Origin of the sequence: Sphingobacterium shayense (genome assembly GCF_013179575.1) — a bacterium.
Lineage (GTDB): Bacteria > Bacteroidota > Bacteroidia > Sphingobacteriales > Sphingobacteriaceae > Sphingobacterium > Sphingobacterium shayense.
The window spans coordinates 1-23,780 of the sequence record NZ_JABMCQ010000054.1 but is presented as its reverse complement, the minus strand read 5'-3'; the positions used below and the strand labels follow the sequence as shown (position 1 = coordinate 23,780).

Here is a 23,780-nt window from a genome sequence, read left to right as displayed (position 1 = left end):
ATTTCCACCATATTTATATCACCAAACTTACCCGATCTAATATATTCGTTAGCAGCGATGTAATTAGGAGCACTTCTACGCTGAGATCCCACCTGTAGTATCTTTCCTGTCTCTTGAACCGCCTTTAGCAATATCTTCGCATCTTCCAGCGTTTCGGCCATCGGCTTTTCCACATATACATCTTTGCCATTACGCACGGCTTCTGCGGCCATTAGCGCGTGTTGAAAATCTGCAGTACTGATTATAACGGCGTCGATACCTTTTGCAGCATGTAATTCATCGTTATTACGGTATTTTTTAATCGTATTCCCCGTTTTTTCTTTTACATAAGCCTCCGCCTCATCACGGCGGCGATTCCATATGTCAGAGACACCAACGAATTCAAAATTGAGTTCTTTTGAATGATTCATAAACGAAGGGAGCAGCGTATCTCTAAAGCGATTGGAGAAGCCAACGATGCCGACCTGCACGCGGTCATTCGCGCCCATAATTCGGCTGTAGCTCTTCGCATTAACTCCCATTGCCGATAGCCCGAGGACGCCTACGCCCAAAGAAGCTTTCTTGATGAAGTCTCTTCGTGAATTTTCAAATTTGTCATTTACCATAGTAAGTAGTTGTTTAAAATTTATAATTGTACTAGCGTAATAAAGTGATGCGCTAATGTTTAAGGTGCTATTCTCAGACTCTTTTGGTTAGTAGGCTGACTCGTTAAAGGTGTTCAAATGACATTTATCGAGGAACCCAGTGCTTATCAGTACTTTAAATATACAAAATTAATACTCCATTTTCCGGTCTTTAGGAATAAAAATTGTCGTTCGGCCCATTTCCTTGAATGGTATAGTTTGCTGGGGCATGATTGAAGTTATGTTGGTAATCGATCATGGCCAGTTTTAATAAGCTTTTATCGTTATACTCTGTTATCCTTGAGCGGGAAATATTTTTCGTAATTCTTTGGTTACAAGTTTCCCTTACTTTAAAAATCTCCAATAGTACCCCTCGATGGAAAGATTAGCCGCGCCCGAAGGAACCGCAACTGATTTAAGGTAGCAATCGGATTTAAGAGGTAATATAATTGTTTGTTATAGAATGATTAAACGAATTACTATATTTGATCATGAACAACGATGATCTAAAATCAAACATCAACGAAAAATTAATAGCTGCAGGGCTGTTTGAAGAATATGAAAAGGCGGTTCAATTGAAGGATTCATTGAAGATTCAAACTATTCTTCGAAGAATTTCCCTCGAAGACGAATTAATCGTTGCTATTTTAAAGGATCTGGACACTGACGTTTCTTCATAGTCTCGCTACGTTATCTTTTCTTCATTGTTTCCAATTTCTGGATTGAAAACGTTAGTTAGTGTTGCTGCTCCGCGTCTTAGTTGATGATCCACTCCGTTGATCATTGTAATGGATAAGTCGTCTTTAGAAAAGTGAATCTTTCATGATGGCTCGTAAGAGTGCGAACGGCATATTTGGTTTGCGGTTAACACCGGCCTTGGTTTTGCCGGTATCTTCTACCAATCCTCCTTTGATTGGATCAACCAGGCGCTCACCGTTTTTTTGGTGAATGGTATTAAAAAATGGCCAACACCACTAATTGTCGCACAACTATTTATCGCAAATAGTGATAGGATGAAATTTTTTAAAGCAACTTTTTATGGTTCACCCGTAGAAGAAACATCGGGGATTGTTTCAGGAAACTTCGACTCATACGACTTTTGATTTTTAACAACTAAACGTATTAATAATAACACCAAGTAAAGGAGCTAAAATGTCGGCATTAAAGTAAATGCTAAGGACATTCACGGACCTCAAATTATGCCTAGACTAGGTTGTACATGTCCTTATAAGTTAATAGTAGCAGATGTTTGCATGGTGATAACGTTTCTGATAACAGTTAAATATTGTTAACTATTTCATTTATAACTAAGTAAGTTTAAAGTATTTCCTAATTTGGTATTCATAAGTGTCAATTATTAGCCGATGTGAATTATGAAAAGTGTTTTATTTTCTATTACCCTATTTTTTTGTTTCTGTTTGCAGGCTGTTGCTGAACAGGTGGTTATAAAAGGCGTCGTGAAGAACAGTAAGGATTCTGTTTTGACATTTTATCATAATGGTTTTGATGCCATCACAAGGGAGATGCTTTTAAAACGCCATGAAACAACAATTGGATCAGACGGAAGCTTTAGTATTGTGCTGCCGGTTAGACGGATAAGTGAATGGATCGTGGAGTTGGGTAGCCAAACATCCATTATTCATTTGTCTCCCCAAAAAGATATTATCATAAATTTGGACTTCAAGGGAGGAGAATTGGTTATGTCCGCGAGTGGCCCGAACAGCGAATACGTAAATTATGACATCTTCATTCGGAAAGAATATTACAGTAAATTATCTAGGGAATATTACCGCGATCTAAGGAAACTTGGTATTAAGGACTATTTACAAGCCAAGAAAGAAGGAGTTGAAAAAATAAAAGGGCTATTAGAAACGTATAAAAGAAACAATGATTTTGATCCCGAATATTATAAATGGCTGATTACGCTTTACAAGTATTTTCCGTATGAACGGACGTTGGTTGAATACGTAAGTGATGGCGTCAGGGATGATCCTGAAGTTAACGAGATGTTATTTTCAGAAGGTTTTAACGATGATTACGCCGCTATGAATATTGTTGCCTATAATAATTTAGTGGAGCATTATATTCATTACAAATATAATGGCGGTAAATTCCCCTTAAATATAGCGAAGTTGATAGAATTTATGGACCGATCTCAATTGTTAAGTGGGAAAACGGAAGAGGTTAAATTTACGAAATTGATGTATAACCTTCATAAATCAGATGATAGCACCTATCAAAAAGCCCTTTCGTTATTTAATAAAAACGTCAATGAGCGGTATTTAATCAAGATGGAAGCTGATCAGAGAGCGGAATACATAGCATCCGGACATATTTTGGAAAAGGTAGTGATAGATCAAAGTCTATCTTTAGCGGATATCTTCAATAAATATAAAGGCAAAGTAATTTATATAGATTTTTGGGCAAGTTGGTGCGGCCCATGCAGATTGGAAATGCCGAATGCAGCTCAACTTAAGAATAGGCTTAAAGATAAAGATATCGTGTTTTTGTATTTAGGGTATAAAGATTCTAAGGTTAATTGGTTAACCGCACAACAGGAAATAACAATTGATGGCGAACACTACCTATTGACCGACGAGATGGTCGAAGAAGCAAATAAACTATTTAACATTATGGGCATTCCTCATTACGCTATCATCGACAAACAGGGGGATCTTGTAGAAAAAAGTGCAAAACAACCAAGGTATGTTTATAATGATCTGTTAGAATTAATTGGTAGCACCCAGTGATGGAATCGCTTAATCTATAAACGGTCAGATTGCAAGGGCAACCAGTGCATCGTGGAGATAATATTACGTTTATGCTAGCGATTTCTGCATTCTGAAAATGTGTGGTTCACTATATAGGCTTCTACTTAGAGCGTTTCAAGCTCTTCTGCAGAAAGATCTGTGCTCTTAGCGATGTCGGCTATAGGATGCCCCATTTTCTTCAATTTTAACGCAATGGCAATTGTTGCTTTGCGCTTTCCTTCTGCCAAGCCTTCCGCACGACCTTCTGCCAAGCCCTCCGCAAGACCTTCTGCCAAGCCCTCCGCAAGACCAGACTTTCGAACCGAATTGAAAACGCTCTCGGTATCGCGCTTATATTTTAAACTTGCTTCGTATGACATTAGTTCCTCATCTGATAATTTACCTATCTCTTCTGCTTTAAAGATAACATCAAATATCCTTTTATCCAAAAAAGTTGCCAATCTGTTCATGATGATCAGGCGTTTAGGTAGGTACAACCACTGATCCATCACTGTCTTTAATTCTTCAGAGCCGTTATTAAAAATTGGGAGCGAAATTATCTTTTCCCCAGTTTATCATATAGGTGATTCTCCAAAGAAAGATCATATACCGTTCCAGACTATCTCGATTCCTTGCTTCTGGATAAAAGATTGAAAATCGACGAGTTTTCGCTGGTCATTACGGATTTGGCGAGGAGTCGTTTGATTTCGCTCGGCAAAAACTAAAAGTAATCCAACCGCTTCCCCTATGCTCCACTCTACAGGATGTAGGCGGTAACAACCGTTAGTGATGTGCGTTGTCCCGATATTTTTATTTGCAGGGAAGAGATTGTTCATTCGCTGCGGGATAAGGGCTCCTAAGGGTATTTGAAATGGTAAGGAAGCAAAGTCAATGTAGTTATCTCCCTCATTACTGGGATGCAAATCGATATGATAATAGCCTACGCCAACAGCATCTTTAAAGCTTGCTGCCCTCTGGCCCTCCTTCTCTCCTGCGACAAGAATTCTATTTTGTGCTCCTACATGCTCCTCTAAAACAGTGAATTCAGCCTTAATGCGGCGTGCTTCACGAATGTAAGGATACTTAGCCATACCATCGTGGGTACCTAGGACATCCCCCCGAAGACGTAAACCTTTCCAGCCTTGCCCTCCGTCAGCTCGGGGTACTTGAGTTTGTAGCCAGTAGAAGAAACTGCGATTTAGCTCTCTTGCATTATTTACCGTGGCATCGAATTCCTTATCCGAAACATCAATTAGATTGCCGAGCATATAGTCATTCTGGGGCCAATTGACGATCGTAATATCACTTTGATAGAAGCCTGGCCTAAAATTATCCTTATGGATCAGTCGCCGGTAGTTCCATAGATTCAAGCGGCCCGGTAGATGATTGCCTCTTGGATCAAAGCCGAGCTCTTTGGGCTTAAGATCTCTTGGGTTAGAATAAGAAAGGTCTAGGAGGGGTCCGGACCAATTCGGTGTTAGTTTTGGAACATATTTTTTCCATTTCTCAAAGGTACTGGGTTTATCGATTGTATTGTCGATCCCCTCTTGGTAGTCCATAGCAAAGCAAAGCGTGAAGGCTTGATTATTTTGAGGACGGGGGACCGGCGGTGCGTGAAGCTCACCCGTATCCTTTTTGGACTCCGTTCCTGTCACGTATTCTGTGCCTGTTAGCGGTAAGAGGTCGCCACATTCCGTTGCGTCGACGAAGTACTTTGCTTGGATGTCATAAACCTGAGAGCCATCCATGGAAGCTACTTCTACATTTTTTACCTGATCGGCCGCGGTGTCTGCTTTACGTGCTTTAAATTCCAGAAGTAACGTTAGTTGCCCACTACTCAGGTACGGTAGTAACATCTCGGTCAACACAGCAATACCTACTTGCGGCTCATGACAGATTTTGGATACCGAGCCATTCCCTGGATTAAGATTGGACCTCGCTTTGGCACTTTCGGTTAAAGGATAGTTGTTTTTATAATACGCGCGGACCCGATTTCGGTACTGGCGGTAGGAGGCCGGGGCACCGTGGGTCTCAATCCATTGATGTTCGTCGGGGGGCACACCCTGTTGCGTAATCTGCCCGCCAATCCAATTGGTCTGCTCGGTGAGAATCGCCCGCATGCCATTTCTACAGACCGCCAGGGCGGTTGCTAAACCACCGAGCCCCGCGCCCAGAATGCATACTTCCGTGTTCAGTTCCCTAGCTGCAGCGCTTCTCATGTTAGCAGATTCTCTTCCTATTGCGTGGGTGGAGGTGAAAGGCAGAGACACGCTGCCAGCGCTTGTTAAAGCGGCAAGGTGTAAAAAGTTCCTTCTATTCATAAAAATTGAGTCAATCGTTGAATTTAGGGTATCTTAATTAACAATTCAACAGTTGTTCTAATATAGTGAATTTGTAAAAGAAATGAGATCAGCGCTAAATCATTTAAAGGGTCTACCACTTTTTTTATTTTTTAGTAGCGTTTTTAGAAACCATTTTGGTCCCTTGTCGGTTCTAGTACCAGAACTAACAAAAGGAAATGTCATGAATGAAACAACATGGAAAGGTCGTTGGAATGAAATAAAAGGGAAAATCAAACAGCAGTATGCTGACTTCACCGACGACGATTTGCTTTATGCAGAAGGAAAAGAAGATGAACTTTTAGGAAGACTACAAAAGAAAACAGGAAAAACTAAAGACGAGGTCAATAGTTGGCTTAACGAAATGTAGACTTTTTTTGTTCGACACATGCTGAAATTATTTGGCGTGTTAATGTGAAAAGGAGTAGGTTTAATAGAACTTGCTCCTTTTTACTAGTCAACCCGTCTAGTACTCCGCCGGTTATATTCTGTTTTTACTTTTCTTTTTCATTGTAAAAATGAGATAATAAATAAAAAGAATAATAAGTACTGGGATGACGAGTATTAGTATTTCAGAGGTACCAATAATTGCTAGTTCCATATTAAGATAAATAATTAGTACTATAAATATAATCATTTAAAAATATTTATCCAACTTACTTCGTAAGGGGTGATCGTGGAATAGTCTTCGCTGAGCTTGATAACGATAATGCATAAATGAACGTGTAAGGGACGAATGAACGTAACCGAAGATACCGTCGTTGCCATCATGGGGGTAAACTTGTCTTTTTAAGAGATCATACCAATTGGGTAGAGCGCGGGGTGAACGCCTTTGATCGTTCTTTTTTTTCACAAATTTCCTTTATGCGAGGTAACACGGTTGAAATATAATCTTGAGGATTAAATGCAGGCGACTTTGATTTGCACATCCGACACGCACGGTCAATCTGCAGAGTCAGTCTTATATGCTGTTGTTCACATGTGATATTATATTTATAATCTACATCGTTTTCGATATCCCAGTGGATCACCGCATTCGTGTTGGGTAACAAATGAAGTTCTTTGAATGTGTCATGACCCTTCTCCCAACGGGAGATAAATTCTTGGTTTATCAGTACCGGCCAAACGTCTTGAAGATTTGCTTTGACTGGAATAGATCCTTTAAAACATACTGTTTTCATCGCTGTAATTTTAGTTTCCATATAATCACCTATTCAAAGGCGGACTTATAAATGTAAAATTACATCTGATGGCTTGTCAGTACGCCCCAGTTTATGAATCGGAACAACTCATTTATGTCTCGGTAATTCGCATGTCATCAGGTATTTATGTGTTCGGGTTTATAATGCGGAACAACAACCATAAGAAATCAAAGGATAATTTCCTCGTATCTAGCGCATAGATTTCTCTTTTCTATATTCTGAAGGCGTCATGTTGGTCATTTTTTTAAAGGTCGTATTAAAAGAAGTTTTGGAATTAAATCCTGACTGGTATCCGATGACGAGCATATTAAGGTGATCATGTTGATCGCTAGTTAACAACTCCCTAGCTTTAGACACTCTATAACCATTAATGAAGTTGAAAAAATTAGTGCCAAACCCCGTGTTGATCAGATATGACAATTGATGCGCTGTGATGTTCATCGTGTGCGCAAGCTTAATCAAGTTTAGTTCGCTATCTAGGTAAGGGGCTTGGTTTTCCATAAGGTCCGAAAGCTGCAGTTTTAAAAGAGCTAACTCCTCAGAGGAAAATAGCTGCGACTTTTCCTCTTTTTGCATATGATCGACCGGCTCCTCTATACCAGAGCTTTCTAACGGTTCAACAAATGCTTCACGAGGGTAGATTTCTTTTTGCCTTAGTGAATAAAAAGAAACCAGATATACTACAGCTAAAAAGAACAGGTTGATATAGATGTTCAATGCTACCGCAGAGGTAAAAATACTGTAGATCGTAATTATTATTGAGGAGCTGATAAAGGAATAAATAATGTATTTGATCCAGCGAAGGTCGATGTCTTCAGTGCTCGAATGAAATTGTTCGATATCTTTTTGATGTTTTAGTATTCTCGCGTAGGCAAGTACGGTATAGAACAGAGAGTGCCCCAAAAATAACACGGTATAAAAGAAATGGAAATACTGTGGATTTAATATGGGCTCAGCAATTAAGAATCCCAGAAAAATTAGTGGGACGATAAAATAGAAAATCGAGATAGGCTTAAAACGGTATTCTGGATCGGCGTATATTTTAACACTAAAATAAAATGTAGTGGCAACAAAAAATTGTAAGAGATGGAGAACAATATAGATGTAGCTGTGATTTTCAATATTTCTGGGTATAATCATTTCGTCTAACCAGAAAGACGACCAGAGAAGCGTAAATATGCCAAAAAATATATTTGCTCGGCGGTTTACTTTGGTGACGTTACTGAGTTTAAGAAACGAAAGAAGAAATAAACCACCAACGATCAATACAGGAATAATTTCGTTTAAGTCCATGTATACTAAGTTAGCCTGAGGTCAAATATAGAAAAAAAAAGAAAGTTTACTGGACGCCTGTATTGCTAACGTATGTCCAATTATGTGGTACACCAAGGGAAATGGCTATGACATCGGCACTCAGATATTTGCTTCGTTATCGAGTCCAAATACAAATGCCGCCATAGTGCTCTCTATTTTGAGGCGCAGGTTGGTTCGTGATGAACATCGAAGTTGCAGGAGTTTGCGATAAAGCAAAGTTTGTTTGCTTGTGTATGTAGAGAGAGTGCTAGCGTTATTTTAGAGGGGTCAGAGATAACCACGCTAGGCGACAATCGTACCTCGACGATCTTGCCACTACCATCGCTATGGGTTTCAAGAAACGCTTGTGCCTTGTCGTTGTATGATAAAACCTCAATATCATGTTGGCTACAAACATAAAGATAAGACATCATATGGCACGACATTAAGCTGCTTAGAAGGAGATCTTCGGGGTTATAAAGACTTGGGTTCCCCTTAAAAGCTTTCGCTGCGGAAACTTCGATGCTCTGTTTTCCTTGGATGGAAATATGGTGGGTTTTTGGATATGATCTATCTGTAGTAGATGTCCGCTCCGCAAGCCATTCGAGTTGTGCAGTAAATGTGTGTTTAAATGCCATTTTTTAAAATTAATGATTTCAAATAGATTATTCTTTAGAATTTTAGCTTTTACATATAGCTCCTCTTTTGATTGAATGCGGTTTATTGCCAAATGCATGAATTGCAATTTAAGCATAAAGAGTTTGGGACCATTTTGCCTAATATAAAATGCATTCCTGATTGAACAGGAAGATCGAATAACCGCCCTTTTGAGCTGCGCAATATTACGAGTCTCTTATCCAGTAAGATGCGATTTTGCTTTTCGATCACGAAAAATGGTATAATATTGTTGCTGAGAAAGTAAGTTATGGCCAGATATATGGTTTTATATTTGGCCATAACTATTTATCTTCTTTTTTTTAAATAAATTTCAAAGACAATTTTTCCGTACCTCGTGGGACATTACAACGAACAGTTCCCCATGCGAACAACTTTTCAGAATATAAGATAAAAGTGAGCTTATGTCGTTGTCGTTGTGTAGAAGAAGCCAGCTAAGCAAAATAGGTTCCTCTAACCCAACTTTCTTGCAGGTTAAAACTTAAAACCTGCAAATGGCCGCATAATTTGACAATCTCAGCTTAGGTCCGAGGCTCCCAAGAATAGACCCACTATGCGAAGCAATCATATGATTTTATTTTTATCGAAGGCCATTCGAGGTTTTTTTTTAAGATTACATAGTTCGTTAAGTTGTTGTTTAGCGGCGCTAGGAGTACTTTATTAACAAAACCGCTCAAGTTTAGATTCACTTAAAATCCGTGTAATCTAATCCTATAAAGAGGGTAAACCAATGTTTAACCTTTACTGACCTCCAAGAACTAAAATTAATTGACACTAGTTAAGTAAAACATAATACACAACCTCCTATACACAATCGATTGCGTAGTTTACGCAAACGTTTTCGTTTTACGTAAAATTTTTTTTAGGACTTGTTTTTTCTATTATTGATCCAATACTAACAACAATATTACCAAACAGTACCTGATTTACTAATCAAAAACTTAAAGTTCGCATCCTAACCAATGCGATTATATGAATATTATGATAAGAAAATTAACCAGTCTTATTTGTCTTTCGGTTATTTTTATTCCGATATCCTGTCTTATTGCCAGGCCAGTTGCAGGATACGACAACGCCCGTAAATTTATCGTATTCCAACAGCAGGATACTACTGAAGACGATGAAATCCAGATTTCAGATTCCTTGCAGCGCAGAGTATCCACCTTGGTAGAACGTAAAAACGTTTCCGATTCCGTTGATGTACAGGTGATGCAATTAAACCCATACAATAGCGTAGCACAGTATGTTAAGGGTTATGCCTCCGGTCTTTATGTGCAGGAGAACTCCGGGGAACCGGGTAGTTTAAAAAATATTGTTTGGCGCGGATTATCTTCGCCTGTCTTTTCTAACAAAGATTTAAACGCGGTTCAGCCAACAATATATGTGAATGGTATTCCTTTGGCACAAGAAAGCAATTTTGCATACAACATCCAGCGGTATAACTTCAGGAAAATTGGTACCGAAACGGATTTGATGACACGCATCGATATGAATGCGATCAAATCGATCGAGGTGATCTCGGACCCTTTGAAACTCGCCGAGCTCGGCCCATTAGCGGCAAATGGAGCGATTTGGATTGTTACCCATAGTGGAAAGGCTGGCGAAAGACAACTTTCAATCAATAGTTATTACGGTTTCTCTCAAAAACCTTCGATTACACCCATAAATGCGGAGTATGAAAATATGTTTCGTCAGCCTTTTTATGCGTTATATGGCGACGACGAGGCAAAGTTAAGATATCCGGGATATCTAGCAGATTCGACAAATTCGAACTATTATGGTGCTTCTAACTGGCAGGACTTATACTACAAAAATGCAGCACTTTATTCGGTAGATGTTAGTTTGACGGGAGGCTCTGAGCGTGCGAATTTCAGTTTCTATGGAGGACATAAAAACAATCAAGGGGTGGCAGATGACACCCATTTCAAAACTTACAACGCGCTATTTAGCGTGAACATGGTGCCTTTTGAGTGGTTCACCGTATCTGCTTTCGTAAATGCGAACCGCTCAGAGCGCAAAAGAAATAACTCATTAAGGGACCAGTTTGCCGAGACGGCGTATCTACCCGACCTTTCTACACCACTTTCCCCCAATAAAGCAGCTTACGGGCAGTACCTGGCTCAGTTTGACGCTGCCCTGAATGACAATGTCACGAACAATATTCAAGGGTATTTGGATTTCCGGTTTAAAATTATGGAAGGTTTGTCCTATAGCTCGAAGTTAGCAATAGATTACACAGAGGGACTACGCGATGTATTTTGGCCATCAACATTGATGGAGAACAGCAACTTTGTCTCTAACTATTTTGGTTATACCCAGCGACTTAATTTTTCCAATAACCTACATTATACATACGATCTTGACGACAAGCAATCGTTGGACTTTCATTTAGGATCTGAATATATTATGGATCTCTACCGCTTCAATTATGCCAAAGCCTACGATGGTCCGAACGATTTTGTGAAAATAAATGTGGTGAATGGCAAGAGTAATGAAGATGATTACCTGTTACCTCAGGGAGGGCTCAAAGTCTATCGCTGGAACAATAAAGATGAATTCAGAATGCAGTCGTTTTACCTGAAAGGCGCCTACACTATCCAGAATCTATTTACTGCGGAACTACTAGGGCGTTTAGACGGCAGCTCGACCGTACAGCGGAACGACCGATGGGCATTCTCTCCAGCAGTGACTCTCAAGTGGAATGCTAAAAACCATTTATTTTCCGATAATGACGCACTTTCTGGCTTGCAGGTTCGTCTTGGTGCTGCACGTATCATGCGGCCCGTATCAGGGGCCCGTTACGCAACGGGACCACAATATGCATCGAACATGGGCTGGAGTACGGAACCAGGACTTGTCTCTTATAACGGGTTCGCTGGTATATCACGTCCCTATAATACAGGCTGGATAGGTTACGATATCCAATGGCCATATTCGGATCAACTGAACTTAGGCGTCGAATCATCCTGGTTTAATGAGCGGCTATTTGCAAATGTATCACTATATAATAAAGAAGATAAAAATCAAATCACGACGATTCCTGTACCAAGCGAATACGGGTACGTGGGGCAGCATTTGAACGGGATGAGTGTTCGCAATCGTGGGGTAGAAGCTACCCTTGGAGGAGTTTTGTTTAACCCAGAAAAGAATGCTTTCCAGTGGAAAACCTCAATCAATCTGACGGCGAATAGCAACGAGTTAACAGGACTTCCAGATGGTTTAAATGAACTTGTGGTTGGCGATAGAAAGCTCAGAGTGGGGAGCCCTATCGATCAATTTTGGTTATATGAAAATCAGGGTATCTACAACGATATTACCGAAATTCCCGAACAGGATGGCCGTCGTTTAGCTTTTGAAGGAGTTTACCTTAATGCCGGCGACCCTCGTTGGAGTGATAACAACGGTGATAATAATGTTGATGACAACGACAAGGTGATGACTGGTCAAGCTACTCCAAAGGTATTTGGCGGATGGAACAACCAGCTCAGCTATAAAGGTTTTGACTTGACTTTCCAGTTTTATTTTGCGGCAGGCCACAAACTTTTGAATAGCCGTGCAGCAACACGTTATGACTTCGTGAATAATGAGTCGAACAACACAATTCAGTCCGTCCGGGAAATATTCCACTGGCAGCAAGATATCGATATCAGCAAGTACCCGGTTTATAACCCATGGAGCAGTGTAGTTCCTTACCGTGTGCAACAAGATATTTTCTTAGAAGATGCCTCATTTGTTAAACTACGTGCATTAAGTCTCGGATACGATTTTTCCCAGTTGGAGAGTGTTAAAAGCATCGCCAAGACGGTCCGCAGAGCCTATTTATATATTTCGGGGACTAATCTGCATACATGGACAGGATTTTCTGGAGGTGATCCAGAGCTAACAGAGTTTAATGGATACTATACGGGCTACGGACTACCGTTGGCGCCAACATACACCTTAGGCCTTAAACTGGATCTCTAATATTTTTAAAGCAAGTAAAATGAAAAGATATATAAAAATTACCTGTGTGCTTGCCCTTACAGCGCTATCGCTGGTGCAGTATTCTTGCGATAAGCAGCTAGACGTAAAGGCGGCAGACGTAGCGAGTGAAGAGCTACAATGGACAAGTATTTCAGACACTAAGGCCGGACTGATCGGGATGTACGGCTTACTGCGCGCTGCGATGTATGAATCCAATGGTCACTGGGTTTTTGGTGAGATGCGTTCGGGAGATTTTGTGTCTTATACGCGCGCAGACTTAGACGCAGTGCATTCGCACGATTTGAAGGCTTCCTACCCATTGCTGCAAACGCTTACCGATTGGAGACGCTTTTATGCAGTCATTAATGCAGCTTCGTTGTTCATTGAGCGTGCACCAGAGGTACATGAAAAAGATAAACGCTATACGGAGGTAAACTTAAAATGGGATATCGCGCAAGCTAGGACAATCCGAGCATTTACGTATTTCTACATGAGCCGTATATGGGGAGATTTGCCCTTACTCCGTAAATCGTTTGATGACGGCGAATTTTTAGAAAGACCACGTAACTCGAAAGAAACTGTATTGGCGTTCGCGGAGCAGGAGTTACTGGCGGCTGCAGAAGATCTTCCCTATGTGTACGGACTGTCTTCAGATTCCTATTATGACGAAAATTTTTCCGAATGGCACGGTGTGCTTTTTAATAAAGTGACAGCATATGCCGTTCTTTCGCATATTGCTGTATGGCAGGAGAGATACATGCAGGCCGATGTATACTCGAAATTTGTCATGGAAAATTATGGAAAGATTGGTCTAGATTACGCGTCGATAGGCACCCTGACAAACAGTAACGGACTTTTTTCTGTACAATCCGTTTTTGGACAAATTCTCGCATTACGCGCGCCATATGTCTATTCAGAAGCGACTTCCACGGGGCATATCGAGGACCTGACGCTCGCTGAACCATTGGTGAATAAGAAGAATCCGTCAATTTATGTTCCAAAAGAGATCATAACCTCATTGTTCCCGGAGCCTAATGATAGTCGTTTTGGGATTGATACGTTATCTGGGCTTACACGGACTAATTACTTTACCAATTTTAGTGGAGAAACGCCGATTTTTTCTAAAATAAAAGTGATTCGCGATGGCGCTAACTCCGAAACGGCTTACACTGTGTTCGGTTCTTCCTTGATCTTCACACGTCTAGAAGAAATGACGCTTTTGCGGGCTGAAATTTTAGCTGTCCTGAACCAAGAGGCCGAAGCAACCCGGCTATTAAACGTCGTAAAGACCCTACGTAAAACTAACGCTTATACCTCCCGGTCAAGTGAAGATTTACTTACCGCAATCTTTCAAGAACGTCGGAGAGAATTGATGGGAGAGGGGTGGCGCTGGTTCGACCAAGTCCGTTTCAATCGTATCCGTCCAGTAGATCCTCAGCTAGTTGATCTTATAAAAATGGATGGGATTTACTGGCCGATAGCTCAGCAGGTATTGAATAATAATAGTCAACTCGAGCAAAACAGTTATTGGAAATAACGAATAAAAGAACCTAATAATATGAAAAAAATATATATCCTATTATTTCTATTGAGCAGCGTAAGTTTTTTCTTTAGTTGCACAAAAGGGGATCAGTACTACGCTGACTATGTTAACATAACGCAAAGCTTCGATGGGACGATATTAGAATACTTAGAATCCCAGCCGGGTACATTTGACTCTTTGGTTTTGGTATTGGACCGGTTGCCAGAACTTCGCGATTCGCTAAACGACAGCGGTAAAGAAATTACCCTTTTTGCTGTCACGAACCGTAGTTTTCAGATTGCAATTGATGCAATGAATACTGCAAGAGAGCTTTCAGGAAGAAAGCCATTATACCTTGAAGATTTGAGCAAGTCCGATTTGGATTCATTGACATGCCGCTATGCGTTTTCGGGGCTTTACGATACCGAATCTCTGTTTAGCTTCAAAGAGGGCCAAACCGTCGCAAGCATGCGCTATGGGTACGACATGAATATGCTGTTCAAGGAGACTGATGCGTCTGGGTTTGTTCAAGGGGGACAACAGCAACTAATGCTTAGCGATGTGAACAACTCTATTTTCCAGCGTTACTGGAAGACTATAAATACGGCCTCGGTGAATCTGTATACTAGTAATGGTGTATTGCACATCTTGAGCACAGGACACGACTTCGGCTTTAATAAACTAACCACGAAATTTTCCCAATAACATGAGAAGACTAGCCATAATACAAACTGTTTACAAGGGTATTTTACTACTAGCTCTTGTGGCAGGCAGCGTAAGCTGTAAAAAATACTTGCCAGATAATAGAGATTCACTGGGCGATGAAGTAAACTATGCGATAAAAGAATTTACGCCTATCCTGGGTGTGAAGACTGTTTATGAAAACATAACAACAGTAGGGTCTAACACTTCTCAACCATTGCATTATTCAATTGTCAATGCTCGCCGTTATAACGGGGAAGAAGCAACTGAATTGTTAGAGAGGTATCCCGTGAAGGTGTGGACGCAGGAATACACAGGACTTGAAACGTCACTTGAACAAATTGATCAAAAGCGTAAAATCGAATACCGGCCGACGCTGGAAATCGGTAGGAACAATGGTAATATTACTTTTTGGGATAGCGGTAACGCCAGTATCGTGAAAACCCTTCCGGACTCTGGCTATCTGTTCGATGTACAGGTGGAGAATTTAGGGGGACGTCGGTTTATTCGTAACATGCGTTTGAAGCCGTACAAAGAAATGCCCTATGCACCATCAATCTATAATCCAGTTACCGGGGTAGCGCTAAACTCTTACGTATACCCGAGCTACACCCTAAATCTATACGGGAAGCAGAATCCTATCTCCAACGTACGAATATATTTCAATAGGGATGAGGAGAACGAAACTCCCGGAAACACCCTTAGCTTTTCTTTTGTAGACTCTTTAAATAATCCCATCGACCCGATGCTATTTAACGAAACGAACTGGGATCATTTAATACACGGTTTCGACCGCGAGCTCAAGGATAATAAGATGGTCTATAAAGTAGCCTATCCGATGCCTTTGATTACCAAACCTACACGTTACACGACGTCTGACGGGCAGCGTGCAAATGTTGTATTTAGATATGCACGGATCGGATATGGCGGTTTTCGTCAGGAATCGGAAATTGGATTGAACTTCGGGATATTTCAAGAAGGACATTGGGAAATCCAGATACGCTTTGCCGGGGAGACGCCGATGTTTGCTGATCAAGACTAACCAATTTATAAGAACGAAATTATGAATAGAATATATATAGCATTTACGGCACTATTGTTATTGGTAAGCCAGCTTGCGTTGGCGCAGCAAAACATTTCAGGGGTAGTGCGCGATAAGAATGGTCCCTTACCGAGCGTTACAATCTTTCTGCAAAAGACAGGTAAGCCCCTTACAGCGACCGATGCGAACGGAGAGTTTACGGTTTCTGTCGCTCCAGGGGCAGTACTTCTTTTAAAGGGTTTGGGGTATAAAGAAGAACGTCTAACAATCCAGAAGTCGAAGAGCACCTATACGGTGACGCTAACAAGCTCTGATCAGGTCCTTGAAGAGGCGGTTGTCGTCGGATACCAAGCGCGAAAAAAGGAAAGTCTTACGGGTTCAGCGGTAGTGATATCGGGGAAAGAAATCCAAGATGTGCCAGCGGCAAGTTTTACGGATCTTCTGCAGGGTAAAGTTGCGGGGCTTAATATCCAGCTGAATAACGGAACACCCGGTATGCGTGGATCGATGGCAATCCGTGGTGTTTCAAATGTGAACGTGGTCGGTTCAGGTGACAACGCTTTTCTTACTCCAACATCACCCTTATTTGTAATCGATGGGGTTCCAGTAGATGACAATTCGGGATACGAATATGGCTTTGAATCCTCTGCACCGGGTATTAGCCCAATATCACTGATTCCACCTGAAGATATCGAGAATATCGTCGTTCTAAAAGATGCGCAGGCAACTGCACTTTACGGTTCCAGGGGCGCCTATGGTGTGATCTTGGTAACAACAAAGCGGGGTAATTCCGCTGTACCTATCGTACAATACACCTCGCAAATGTTCTTTAATACCGTGCCTTCACTGCGTGATGTGGTGGGAGGAGCTGCTGAACGGCGTTTGCGTGTAGCGCAGATATTGGGCTACGATTCAACCTATGTGGCAGCCATGAAGCGTATCAATGATACTCCGTTGTTAGCGGATTCGCTGAATGCTTATTACAACAATTCCACGAATTGGCAGGATCTTTTTTACAGAAATACAATCAACCATTCACAGAATGTTAACGTCTCCGGTGGTAACCAAAAGTTTAACTATAAACTGAACGGAGGGTTCTATCAGGAGAAAGGTATCATCCAAAACACAGGGTTCACGCGCTATACCGTGCAGATGAATATGCAGTACCGCCCTTCGGAAAAGTTCATGCTATCTGGTTATGTTAATTCTTCACTCGGTAAAAATTCAACTGGATCGGGGAACGCATTTAGCCAATCAGGGGTGGGGACTGCCGCAAACACGTCTTCGCTGCTGCCCGCGCCATCTTTCTCATCTTCATCCAATGCCGCTCTGGCAGCGCTAACAGTAGATGATGACAACAAGACCGCGAATATCGTTAATCAGGTTGAAGTTCAGTATCAACCGATAATGGGGCTGACAGCAACCTCGACATTGAACTATACCTATAATTTTGCGACCAAAGATCGATTTTTGCCAGGAGCGTTAAATGCTAACAGCTCACAGATTTTTTCGTATAACGATCGCCGCAACAAATTATATAACCGTACAATGTTGTCGTATACGAAAACCTTTGCCGATAAGCATAATATCCTAGCCTATGGATTTACGGAAGTTGAATTTGGTGCTTTCCGTGCGGAGAGCATGCAGCTTGAGGGTACTCCCAACGATCAGATCACAGCGGGACTGGGTTATAACACCCGCGATAGCAAAGGCGGGACTTTAAATAACATTGAGAACAGTAGGCTACTAAGCTATTCCGGCGCATTTAACTACAACTATGATTCCCGTTATATCGCTGAGTTCACTTACCGAATTGACGGCTCCTCGGCGACGGGAAATATTAATCCTTGGTCATATAATCCATCGGTAGGTTTACGCTGGAACTTCCAAAGTGAATCGTTTATGCAAAATCTTACCTGGCTCTCTCATGGATGGATTCGCGGTAGCTGGGGGCAGAATATTTCCCCAGGGGCGAGTATATATGACGTCTACGGCCGATATACATCTGGGGGGACGTATAATAACACCCCTTCTACGGAGCTGAACATGAATATTATTCCGAACATTGGATTAATGCCAGTTAAAACGACGCAGCTTAGTGGTGCGATTGAACTGGGATTTTTTGATAGCCGCTTATCGTTCACGTATGAGAACTACTATAAACAGACCGATCAGCAATTACGTACCAAAGATATTGCCAATCATAATGCCTTTGGTAAGGTAATGACGAATGAAACGGCCATGGTCAATATGGGGCACGAATTTATCGTAAATTATAGGCACAAGTTTGATAATCCGGACTGGGACTTCTCGGTTAATGCAAACGGTTCAATCAACAATGACTATATCACCGCACTTCCTGATGATGTTCGTCAATTTATTGAGGTGGATCCAAACGTGACCAATCTAGCAACGTTGTTCCGTTTAGGGATGAATTCGAGAACCAACGTCCTTTTGCATTACAACGGCGTGTACAAATCAGATGCTGATGTGCCAGTAAATCCGGCCACGGGACTTCGATACCGTGCAGGAAAGGCGACAAACGAGGGCGCTTTCTTCCGTGCCGGAGATCCGATCTGGACGGATATTAATGGAGATTATATTCTGGATGAGAATGATTTTGTTTTCGTGGGAAATTCCTTGCCACGTTTCACTGGCGGTTTTGGTGGGTTCTTGAAATACAAAGAATGGTCGTTGAATACACAGTTTGTATTTAGCATAAAGCGCGACATATTGAACAACGCTCTAGCGGATCGCTTCCGGAATTATGCGGATCCTGACAACGCTAAAGGAGATGCGGACGCGAAGAACCCAGGAGCACTGGTGCCATTAGATGATTACGATGTGTGGCGCATGCTAGGCGACGATGCTTACTACCCGAATCCATTTGATTTCACACGTATAAACGGCAGCTTCAATCCGTACCGCTACGACCAGACCTTGTTCATGGAAGATGGTTCTTATGTGAAGTTTCAGACAGCGACGCTAGCATATAACTTCGACAGAGAAGGTTTCGTAAGACGCCTGGGTGTATCATCACTACGACTATATCTGACAGCAAACAATATTTTCACGTTCTCGCGGTACTCTGGTCCCGATCCGGAGCTTGTCACGGGAATGGGACGTGACTCCTCGAACGGATACCCGAACAGGCGGAGTTATACGATTGGATTGAATGTACAATTTTAAAGGAGGTTACACGATGAAAAGACATATAATAAAAAAAGTACTATATATAGCCCTAACAGGGATCGCCCTTAGCGTAAGCTCTTGCGGTAAAGATTTTTTAAACTTAACACCCGTCGAAGATCTTTCGGGGAACAACTACTGGAAACGGGAAGCCGATGTACAGCAGAACATAAATAGCATTTACGCGACGTTTCGAGAGGCGACCATGCAGCAGATATTTTTCCCAGCAACGGGTGATATGCGCTGCGCTCCGATAAACCGCACCTCAGCAACGAGCGGTTCTGGTCGAGATTATATTAGCTATGTCCAAGACAATAACTTGAACGCCGCTATTAATAGTACAGCATTTACTTACTTTGGATTTGACAAGCTAACCAGATGGAATAGCTTTTTTAAGATGGTTCAGGCAGCGAATATTGCTGTGTTTGAGATTGACCGCATGGAGGACGGGATTCTTTCTGATGCAGAAAAAGCCACTTATACGGCAGAGGCAGTGTTTTTGCGTAATCTAGCGTATTTCTTTATGGTACGCCTGTACAGTGATGTGCCTTATTACACGGAAGCATATCACAGCGATCCATTACCGAGAACAGATATGTTGACCGTTCTAAAAAGCTGTATTGCCGATATGCAGGAGCACTACAAAAATCTTCCATGGACCTACGACGACCCCTCTGTCGTTGCCGTGAAAGCGATGCGAGGGTCGGCAATAGCCCTTATGATGCATATGAATATGTGGGTGGCCGGATTTACAGAGGAAGATCCCACACCATATTATCAAACTACCGCAGATTTAGGTAAGGAAATCATGGATGAAAATGGGGGGGCTTATGAACTTTTGCCACTAACACGGACCAAAGAAATCTTCAAAGGCAGAACCAAGGAAGGCCTTTTCGAGATCGTTCAGAACTTAAATTTTGGAGAGACATTCCACCTTTCGGCGCCCTTTTCCGATTACGTTCTTCGTTACCCTAACAAGGTTACAACGCGATCATACTTGTATTATGACACCAAATTTATGGAAAAGCTCTATCCTCGTGGCGAAGCCGACCAACGTAAAACCGTATGGTTTGATGAATACATTTATGCGACAGATGGCATGATGCAGATGTTGAAGTTCGTGAACGTATTTATGGAGGAAGGTGAAGATTTCAACCCAGACGATAACCATATTGTGTTTCGTTATGTTGACCCTATCTTAATGCGTGCGGAGGCTTTAGCAGAACTTGGTCGCGATGAAGAAGCTAGGGAGGTGGTGAATGTTGTTCGTTCACGGGCGGAAGCGGTTCCGGCAGTAAATGAAGCAGGGGAAGAACTTAAAGACTTTATCTGGTGGGAGCGAACACGCGAGCTTATGGGAGAAGGGCATTGGTTTTATGACTTGGTACGAACAAAAAAGGTGATTAACTCCGATTATACTTCGGCGCCAATGAATGTGGTAGCCTTTAATTCCAAAGGTTGGACCTGGCCGATTCATCCTGATGCGTTGAATAATAATCCGTTCATGACCTTAAATACATTTTGGACTCAATAATAAATTAAGATAGACAAGTTATGAATATAACAATGAGATATTGGACATATATTGTAGGATTAGCTATGACGTTCTCGTTATTAGTGTCCTGCGGAAAAGACTACTACCAAGACGGTGGGGTGCACGAAGTGAACTTCGACGGTACAGTGATGGACTTTTTAGAGTCACGTCCCGACCTATTTGATACTTTAACAACGATTGTAAAACTTGCGGATTTTGAGAATACATTGCGGACCGAAGAGATCACCTTTTTCGCGCCACCAAACACTTCTATTCGTAAGACAGTAAATGAGCTGAACCAATACCTCTACATTTCTGGTCAGGATACAGTAACTAGCCCTGAGCAAGTGGATCCATCGGTATGGCGCCATTTTCTTAGCATGTACGTGATGAAAGGGAAATCGCTGTTGAAAGATTTTCCACAAATTGATACGTTGAGTATGCAAGCATTTCCAGGACAAGGGTACTACAGCTATGATGGGGAGGAGATGAACGTAGGCGTGCTCTATAACGACATTCGGACAAAAAATTCAGATGGCGTTGAGCAAATTATACGCTATGCTGGATATAGGCAACTGTATTTGAACGCGTACGGAGGATTTAGTATTCATGGTTTGACCACGGCTCCTGTTGCTACATCCGATATACAACCCATTAACGGATCTGTACATGTTTTACAGTTTTCCAAACATGCTTTTGGATTTAACACAATCGATTTTATACAACTTGCTGTTGCACGTGGCATTACCTATCCAAACGATTAACCATTATGAATAGATTACTTTTACATATTTCGGGACTAGTCATAGGGATTTTCGTAATTTCATCCCTTTTTACATCTTGTGACAAGGATACAAAACTTGCCGAAGATCCTTATGCTGGAGGGCGTGACCCACTGGGTATCGCCTTTACTAAATCCTATCCTTATCCAGAGATAACTGAACCGGGTAATCCGGTAACGTTCCATATCAAGGGCCTGAAAGCTCAAGAAGGAAAATTTGAATTTTTCATCAATAACAATAAAGTCGACATTCTTGAAACAACCGACTCAACTGTACAGGTGATGATGCCTGCTCTTGCGAGTTCGGGAGAAGCCGTCGTTAAAATATCCGGGCAGTTTTTTCGTGGCCCCATCGTGTATGTTGAAGGGAATGTATCTGTAGATGAAAACTACGATCTCGCGAATGGATTCAACGGACCGGTAACGGATATTATTGCACAATCGGGAGGCCACATTGCGACAGGAATGTTCACGGATTTCGAAAATGAAGCGAGTGAATCCGTTTATCGAAATAGCATCCATTTCGTAAACAGTTTAGGGGAATCTGATAATTCGTTTAATTTTCAAAGAGGTGCCGAAGGTGTTATTAACACAATTGTTAGAGGAGGAAATAATTACTTCATTGGTGGGACCTTTTCGAGTTTTAATAATCGTGAAACGGATTATATTACTCGGCTTTTGGCCAACGGTCAATTGGATACCATGGTAGTTGAGTTGTTAAACCCTACCCCAGATAGACCTGAAAATGCTTTGGATACCGTCCCCGCCTTCAATGGGGGAACTAGTGGAGGTATCGGCGGAGGTAACTTCGCTACCGGAAATATTATCAAGCTATTCCCAGTGGCCCAAGACAAACTAATTGCAGTAGGCTCCTTCCTTTACCACAAACGTATTGACTATAATTACTCGACCAGAGAATCACGCCGCACGATATATATACCGGTTCGACACGTAATGCGCATGACAACTGATGGATCACTTGATTCTGCCTATATGAAGGACAATACTGGGGCAAATGGAACGATCCTAGCAGCGAGTATGCAGGAGGATGAAAAGCTATTATTAGGCGGTATGTTTACCTCGTTTAACGGGAAACCTGCTCGCTATCTGGTGCGTCTGAATACCGATGGTAGCATCGATAATACGTTCAATATTGGTACTGGTCCAAACGATAATGTTAGCAGTGTCGAATATAACTCTAAAGTTGGAAAAATGGTGGTTACCGGTAGTTTCACCTCTTTTAACGGCGTAAGTGCACCGGGAATTGTAGTACTGGATAAACAAGGGAATATTGATCCGGGATTCAAGGTGCGGCCGCACGGCGAAGGTTACATAAGTTACGCGTATATCATGAATAACGGGAAGATACTCGTTGATAATTCGTTAGAGTCGTACGACGGTATCACGCGTTCGGGACTCTTGATTCTCAACCCAGATGGCGCGGCAGAACAGAAATATAATAATATAGGTTTGTTTTTGGGTACGATAAATAAAGTAGTCGAGACAACATCTTCACTAGGTAATCCAGCGGTCCTTTTGGGAGGCAGCATTTACTCGGTGGAAGGGAAAAGCGTGAGGCAAATGGTTAAGTTGGAAATCAAAGATTAAGCTTTCAGAAATTATGAAACAAACGCATAAAAGAAAGAAAATGACAAAGCATAATAGGGGAGTGCTATGGATGGTCTGCACCATGTTGGTGCTAACCGGGTGTAATAAAGATATGCCGAATCTTCTTAAAGAATATACGGCAGATATTCCTGCAGACGGTGGTAAAGCTAAGGTACTTTTTATCGCTGTGGATGGTTTACGAGGAAAAGCAGTACAGGAATTCGAGCCAGCTACCATTCGTAGTCTCCGCCGCAATGCTGTTTTCACCTACGGTTCGCTTGCTGATACCGCAAAAACGACGTTAACTACGCAGATAGGATGGGCGAACTTACTCACAGGTGTAGAGCCAGCAAAGCATAAGGTAACCGGTACAGATTTGTCGACGGCAGACCTTTTGAATTATCCAAGTCTCTTCACGCGTATGAAGGAGTCTACCAAAGAGTTGACTACAGCGGCTTTTACGTCCTCTGAAGAACTCTTGCAATTAGCTACCGATGCCGACATAAAAGAGAGCTCCTCCGGTGATGATGCGGCGACGCTCTCGGCGGCGCTCGGGG

Annotated in this window: 17 protein-coding genes and 1 pseudogene; 12 read left to right on the top strand and 6 right to left on the bottom strand. The window is 41.8% G+C overall.

Translation table 11 applies throughout. The annotated features are described in order from the left end of the window. On the bottom strand, positions 1-605 hold a 605-nt coding region (locus HP439_RS08550; protein WP_172389922.1), incomplete at its 3' end, for a Gfo/Idh/MocA family protein. A 509-nt stretch (positions 606-1,114) separates the two neighbouring features. Between HP439_RS08550 and HP439_RS08545 the strand changes: the two genes are divergently transcribed. Next, entirely contained in the window at positions 1,115-1,303 is a 189-nt protein-coding gene (locus HP439_RS08545; RefSeq protein ID WP_172389921.1) for a hypothetical protein, read from the top strand. A 693-nt stretch (positions 1,304-1,996) separates the two neighbouring features. After that, on the top strand, positions 1,997-3,373 hold the full coding sequence (locus tag HP439_RS08540; protein WP_172389920.1) for a TlpA family protein disulfide reductase: 1,377 nt from the start codon (positions 1,997-1,999) through the stop codon (positions 3,371-3,373). A gap of 125 nt (positions 3,374-3,498) precedes the next feature. Here the strand turns inward: HP439_RS08540 and HP439_RS19405 are convergent, their stop codons facing one another. Both HP439_RS19405 and HP439_RS08530 read right to left on the bottom strand, forming a co-directional pair. After that, positions 3,499-3,930, bottom strand: a complete 432-nt coding sequence (locus HP439_RS19405; RefSeq protein ID WP_343043524.1) for a PD-(D/E)XK nuclease family transposase — start codon at positions 3,928-3,930, stop codon at positions 3,499-3,501. 45 nt (positions 3,931-3,975) lie between these two features. Then, positions 3,976-5,694: an FAD-dependent oxidoreductase gene (locus tag HP439_RS08530; protein ID WP_172389919.1), complete on the bottom strand. Its 1,719-nt coding sequence runs from the start codon at positions 5,692-5,694 to the stop codon at positions 3,976-3,978. 202 nt (positions 5,695-5,896) lie between these two features. Between HP439_RS08530 and HP439_RS08525 the strand changes: the two genes are divergently transcribed. Next, positions 5,897-6,082 carry a CsbD family protein gene (locus tag HP439_RS08525; protein WP_172389918.1) on the top strand — a complete coding sequence of 62 codons (186 nt, stop codon included), beginning with the start codon at positions 5,897-5,899 and terminating at the stop codon, positions 6,080-6,082. A 427-nt stretch (positions 6,083-6,509) separates the two neighbouring features. Here HP439_RS08525 and HP439_RS08520 read toward each other — a convergent pair whose 3' ends face one another. The 3 genes from HP439_RS08520 to HP439_RS08510 form a co-directional block, all read right to left on the bottom strand. Further along, positions 6,510-6,893, bottom strand: a complete 384-nt coding sequence (locus HP439_RS08520) for a hypothetical protein (protein ID WP_172389917.1) — start codon at positions 6,891-6,893, stop codon at positions 6,510-6,512. Positions 6,894-7,103: 210 nt separating this feature from the next. Further along, positions 7,104-8,207 carry a helix-turn-helix domain-containing protein gene (locus tag HP439_RS08515; RefSeq protein WP_172389916.1) on the bottom strand — a complete coding sequence of 368 codons (1,104 nt, stop codon included), beginning with the start codon at positions 8,205-8,207 and terminating at the stop codon, positions 7,104-7,106. A gap of 173 nt (positions 8,208-8,380) precedes the next feature. Continuing rightward, a complete protein-coding gene (locus HP439_RS08510) occupies positions 8,381-8,845 on the bottom strand; it encodes an OsmC family protein (protein WP_172389915.1) in 465 nt (154 codons plus the stop codon). Positions 8,846-9,863: 1,018 nt separating this feature from the next. On the opposite strand from HP439_RS08510, the gene HP439_RS08505 reads away from it, so the two are divergent. From HP439_RS08505 to HP439_RS08465, 9 genes and pseudogenes are all read left to right on the top strand, one after another. After that, a complete protein-coding gene (locus HP439_RS08505; protein WP_172389914.1) occupies positions 9,864-12,845 on the top strand; it encodes a SusC/RagA family TonB-linked outer membrane protein in 2,982 nt (993 codons plus the stop codon). 19 nt (positions 12,846-12,864) lie between these two features. Next, positions 12,865-14,382 carry a RagB/SusD family nutrient uptake outer membrane protein gene (locus HP439_RS08500; protein ID WP_172389913.1) on the top strand — a complete coding sequence of 506 codons (1,518 nt, stop codon included), beginning with the start codon at positions 12,865-12,867 and terminating at the stop codon, positions 14,380-14,382. 21 nt (positions 14,383-14,403) lie between these two features. Beyond that, positions 14,404-15,072, top strand: a complete 669-nt coding sequence (locus HP439_RS08495; protein ID WP_172389912.1) for a hypothetical protein — start codon at positions 14,404-14,406, stop codon at positions 15,070-15,072. Position 15,073: 1 nt separating this feature from the next. Continuing rightward, on the top strand, positions 15,074-16,111 hold the full coding sequence (locus HP439_RS08490; protein ID WP_172389911.1) for a DUF5007 domain-containing protein: 1,038 nt from the start codon (positions 15,074-15,076) through the stop codon (positions 16,109-16,111). Positions 16,112-16,132: 21 nt separating this feature from the next. Beyond that, positions 16,133-19,300, top strand: a complete 3,168-nt coding sequence (locus tag HP439_RS08485) for a SusC/RagA family TonB-linked outer membrane protein (protein ID WP_172389910.1) — start codon at positions 16,133-16,135, stop codon at positions 19,298-19,300. Between the two features lie 13 nt (positions 19,301-19,313). Then, entirely contained in the window at positions 19,314-20,834 is a 1,521-nt protein-coding gene (locus tag HP439_RS08480) for a RagB/SusD family nutrient uptake outer membrane protein (RefSeq protein WP_172389909.1), read from the top strand. A gap of 20 nt (positions 20,835-20,854) precedes the next feature. Continuing rightward, entirely contained in the window at positions 20,855-21,598 is a 744-nt protein-coding gene (locus HP439_RS08475) for a fasciclin domain-containing protein (protein WP_172389908.1), read from the top strand. A gap of 5 nt (positions 21,599-21,603) precedes the next feature. After that, positions 21,604-23,223, top strand: a complete 1,620-nt coding sequence (locus HP439_RS08470; RefSeq protein ID WP_172389907.1) for a DUF5008 domain-containing protein — start codon at positions 21,604-21,606, stop codon at positions 23,221-23,223. 40 nt (positions 23,224-23,263) lie between these two features. Further along, positions 23,264-23,780 (top strand): annotated as a pseudogene (locus tag HP439_RS08465) (LamG-like jellyroll fold domain-containing protein); the annotation flags it as partial.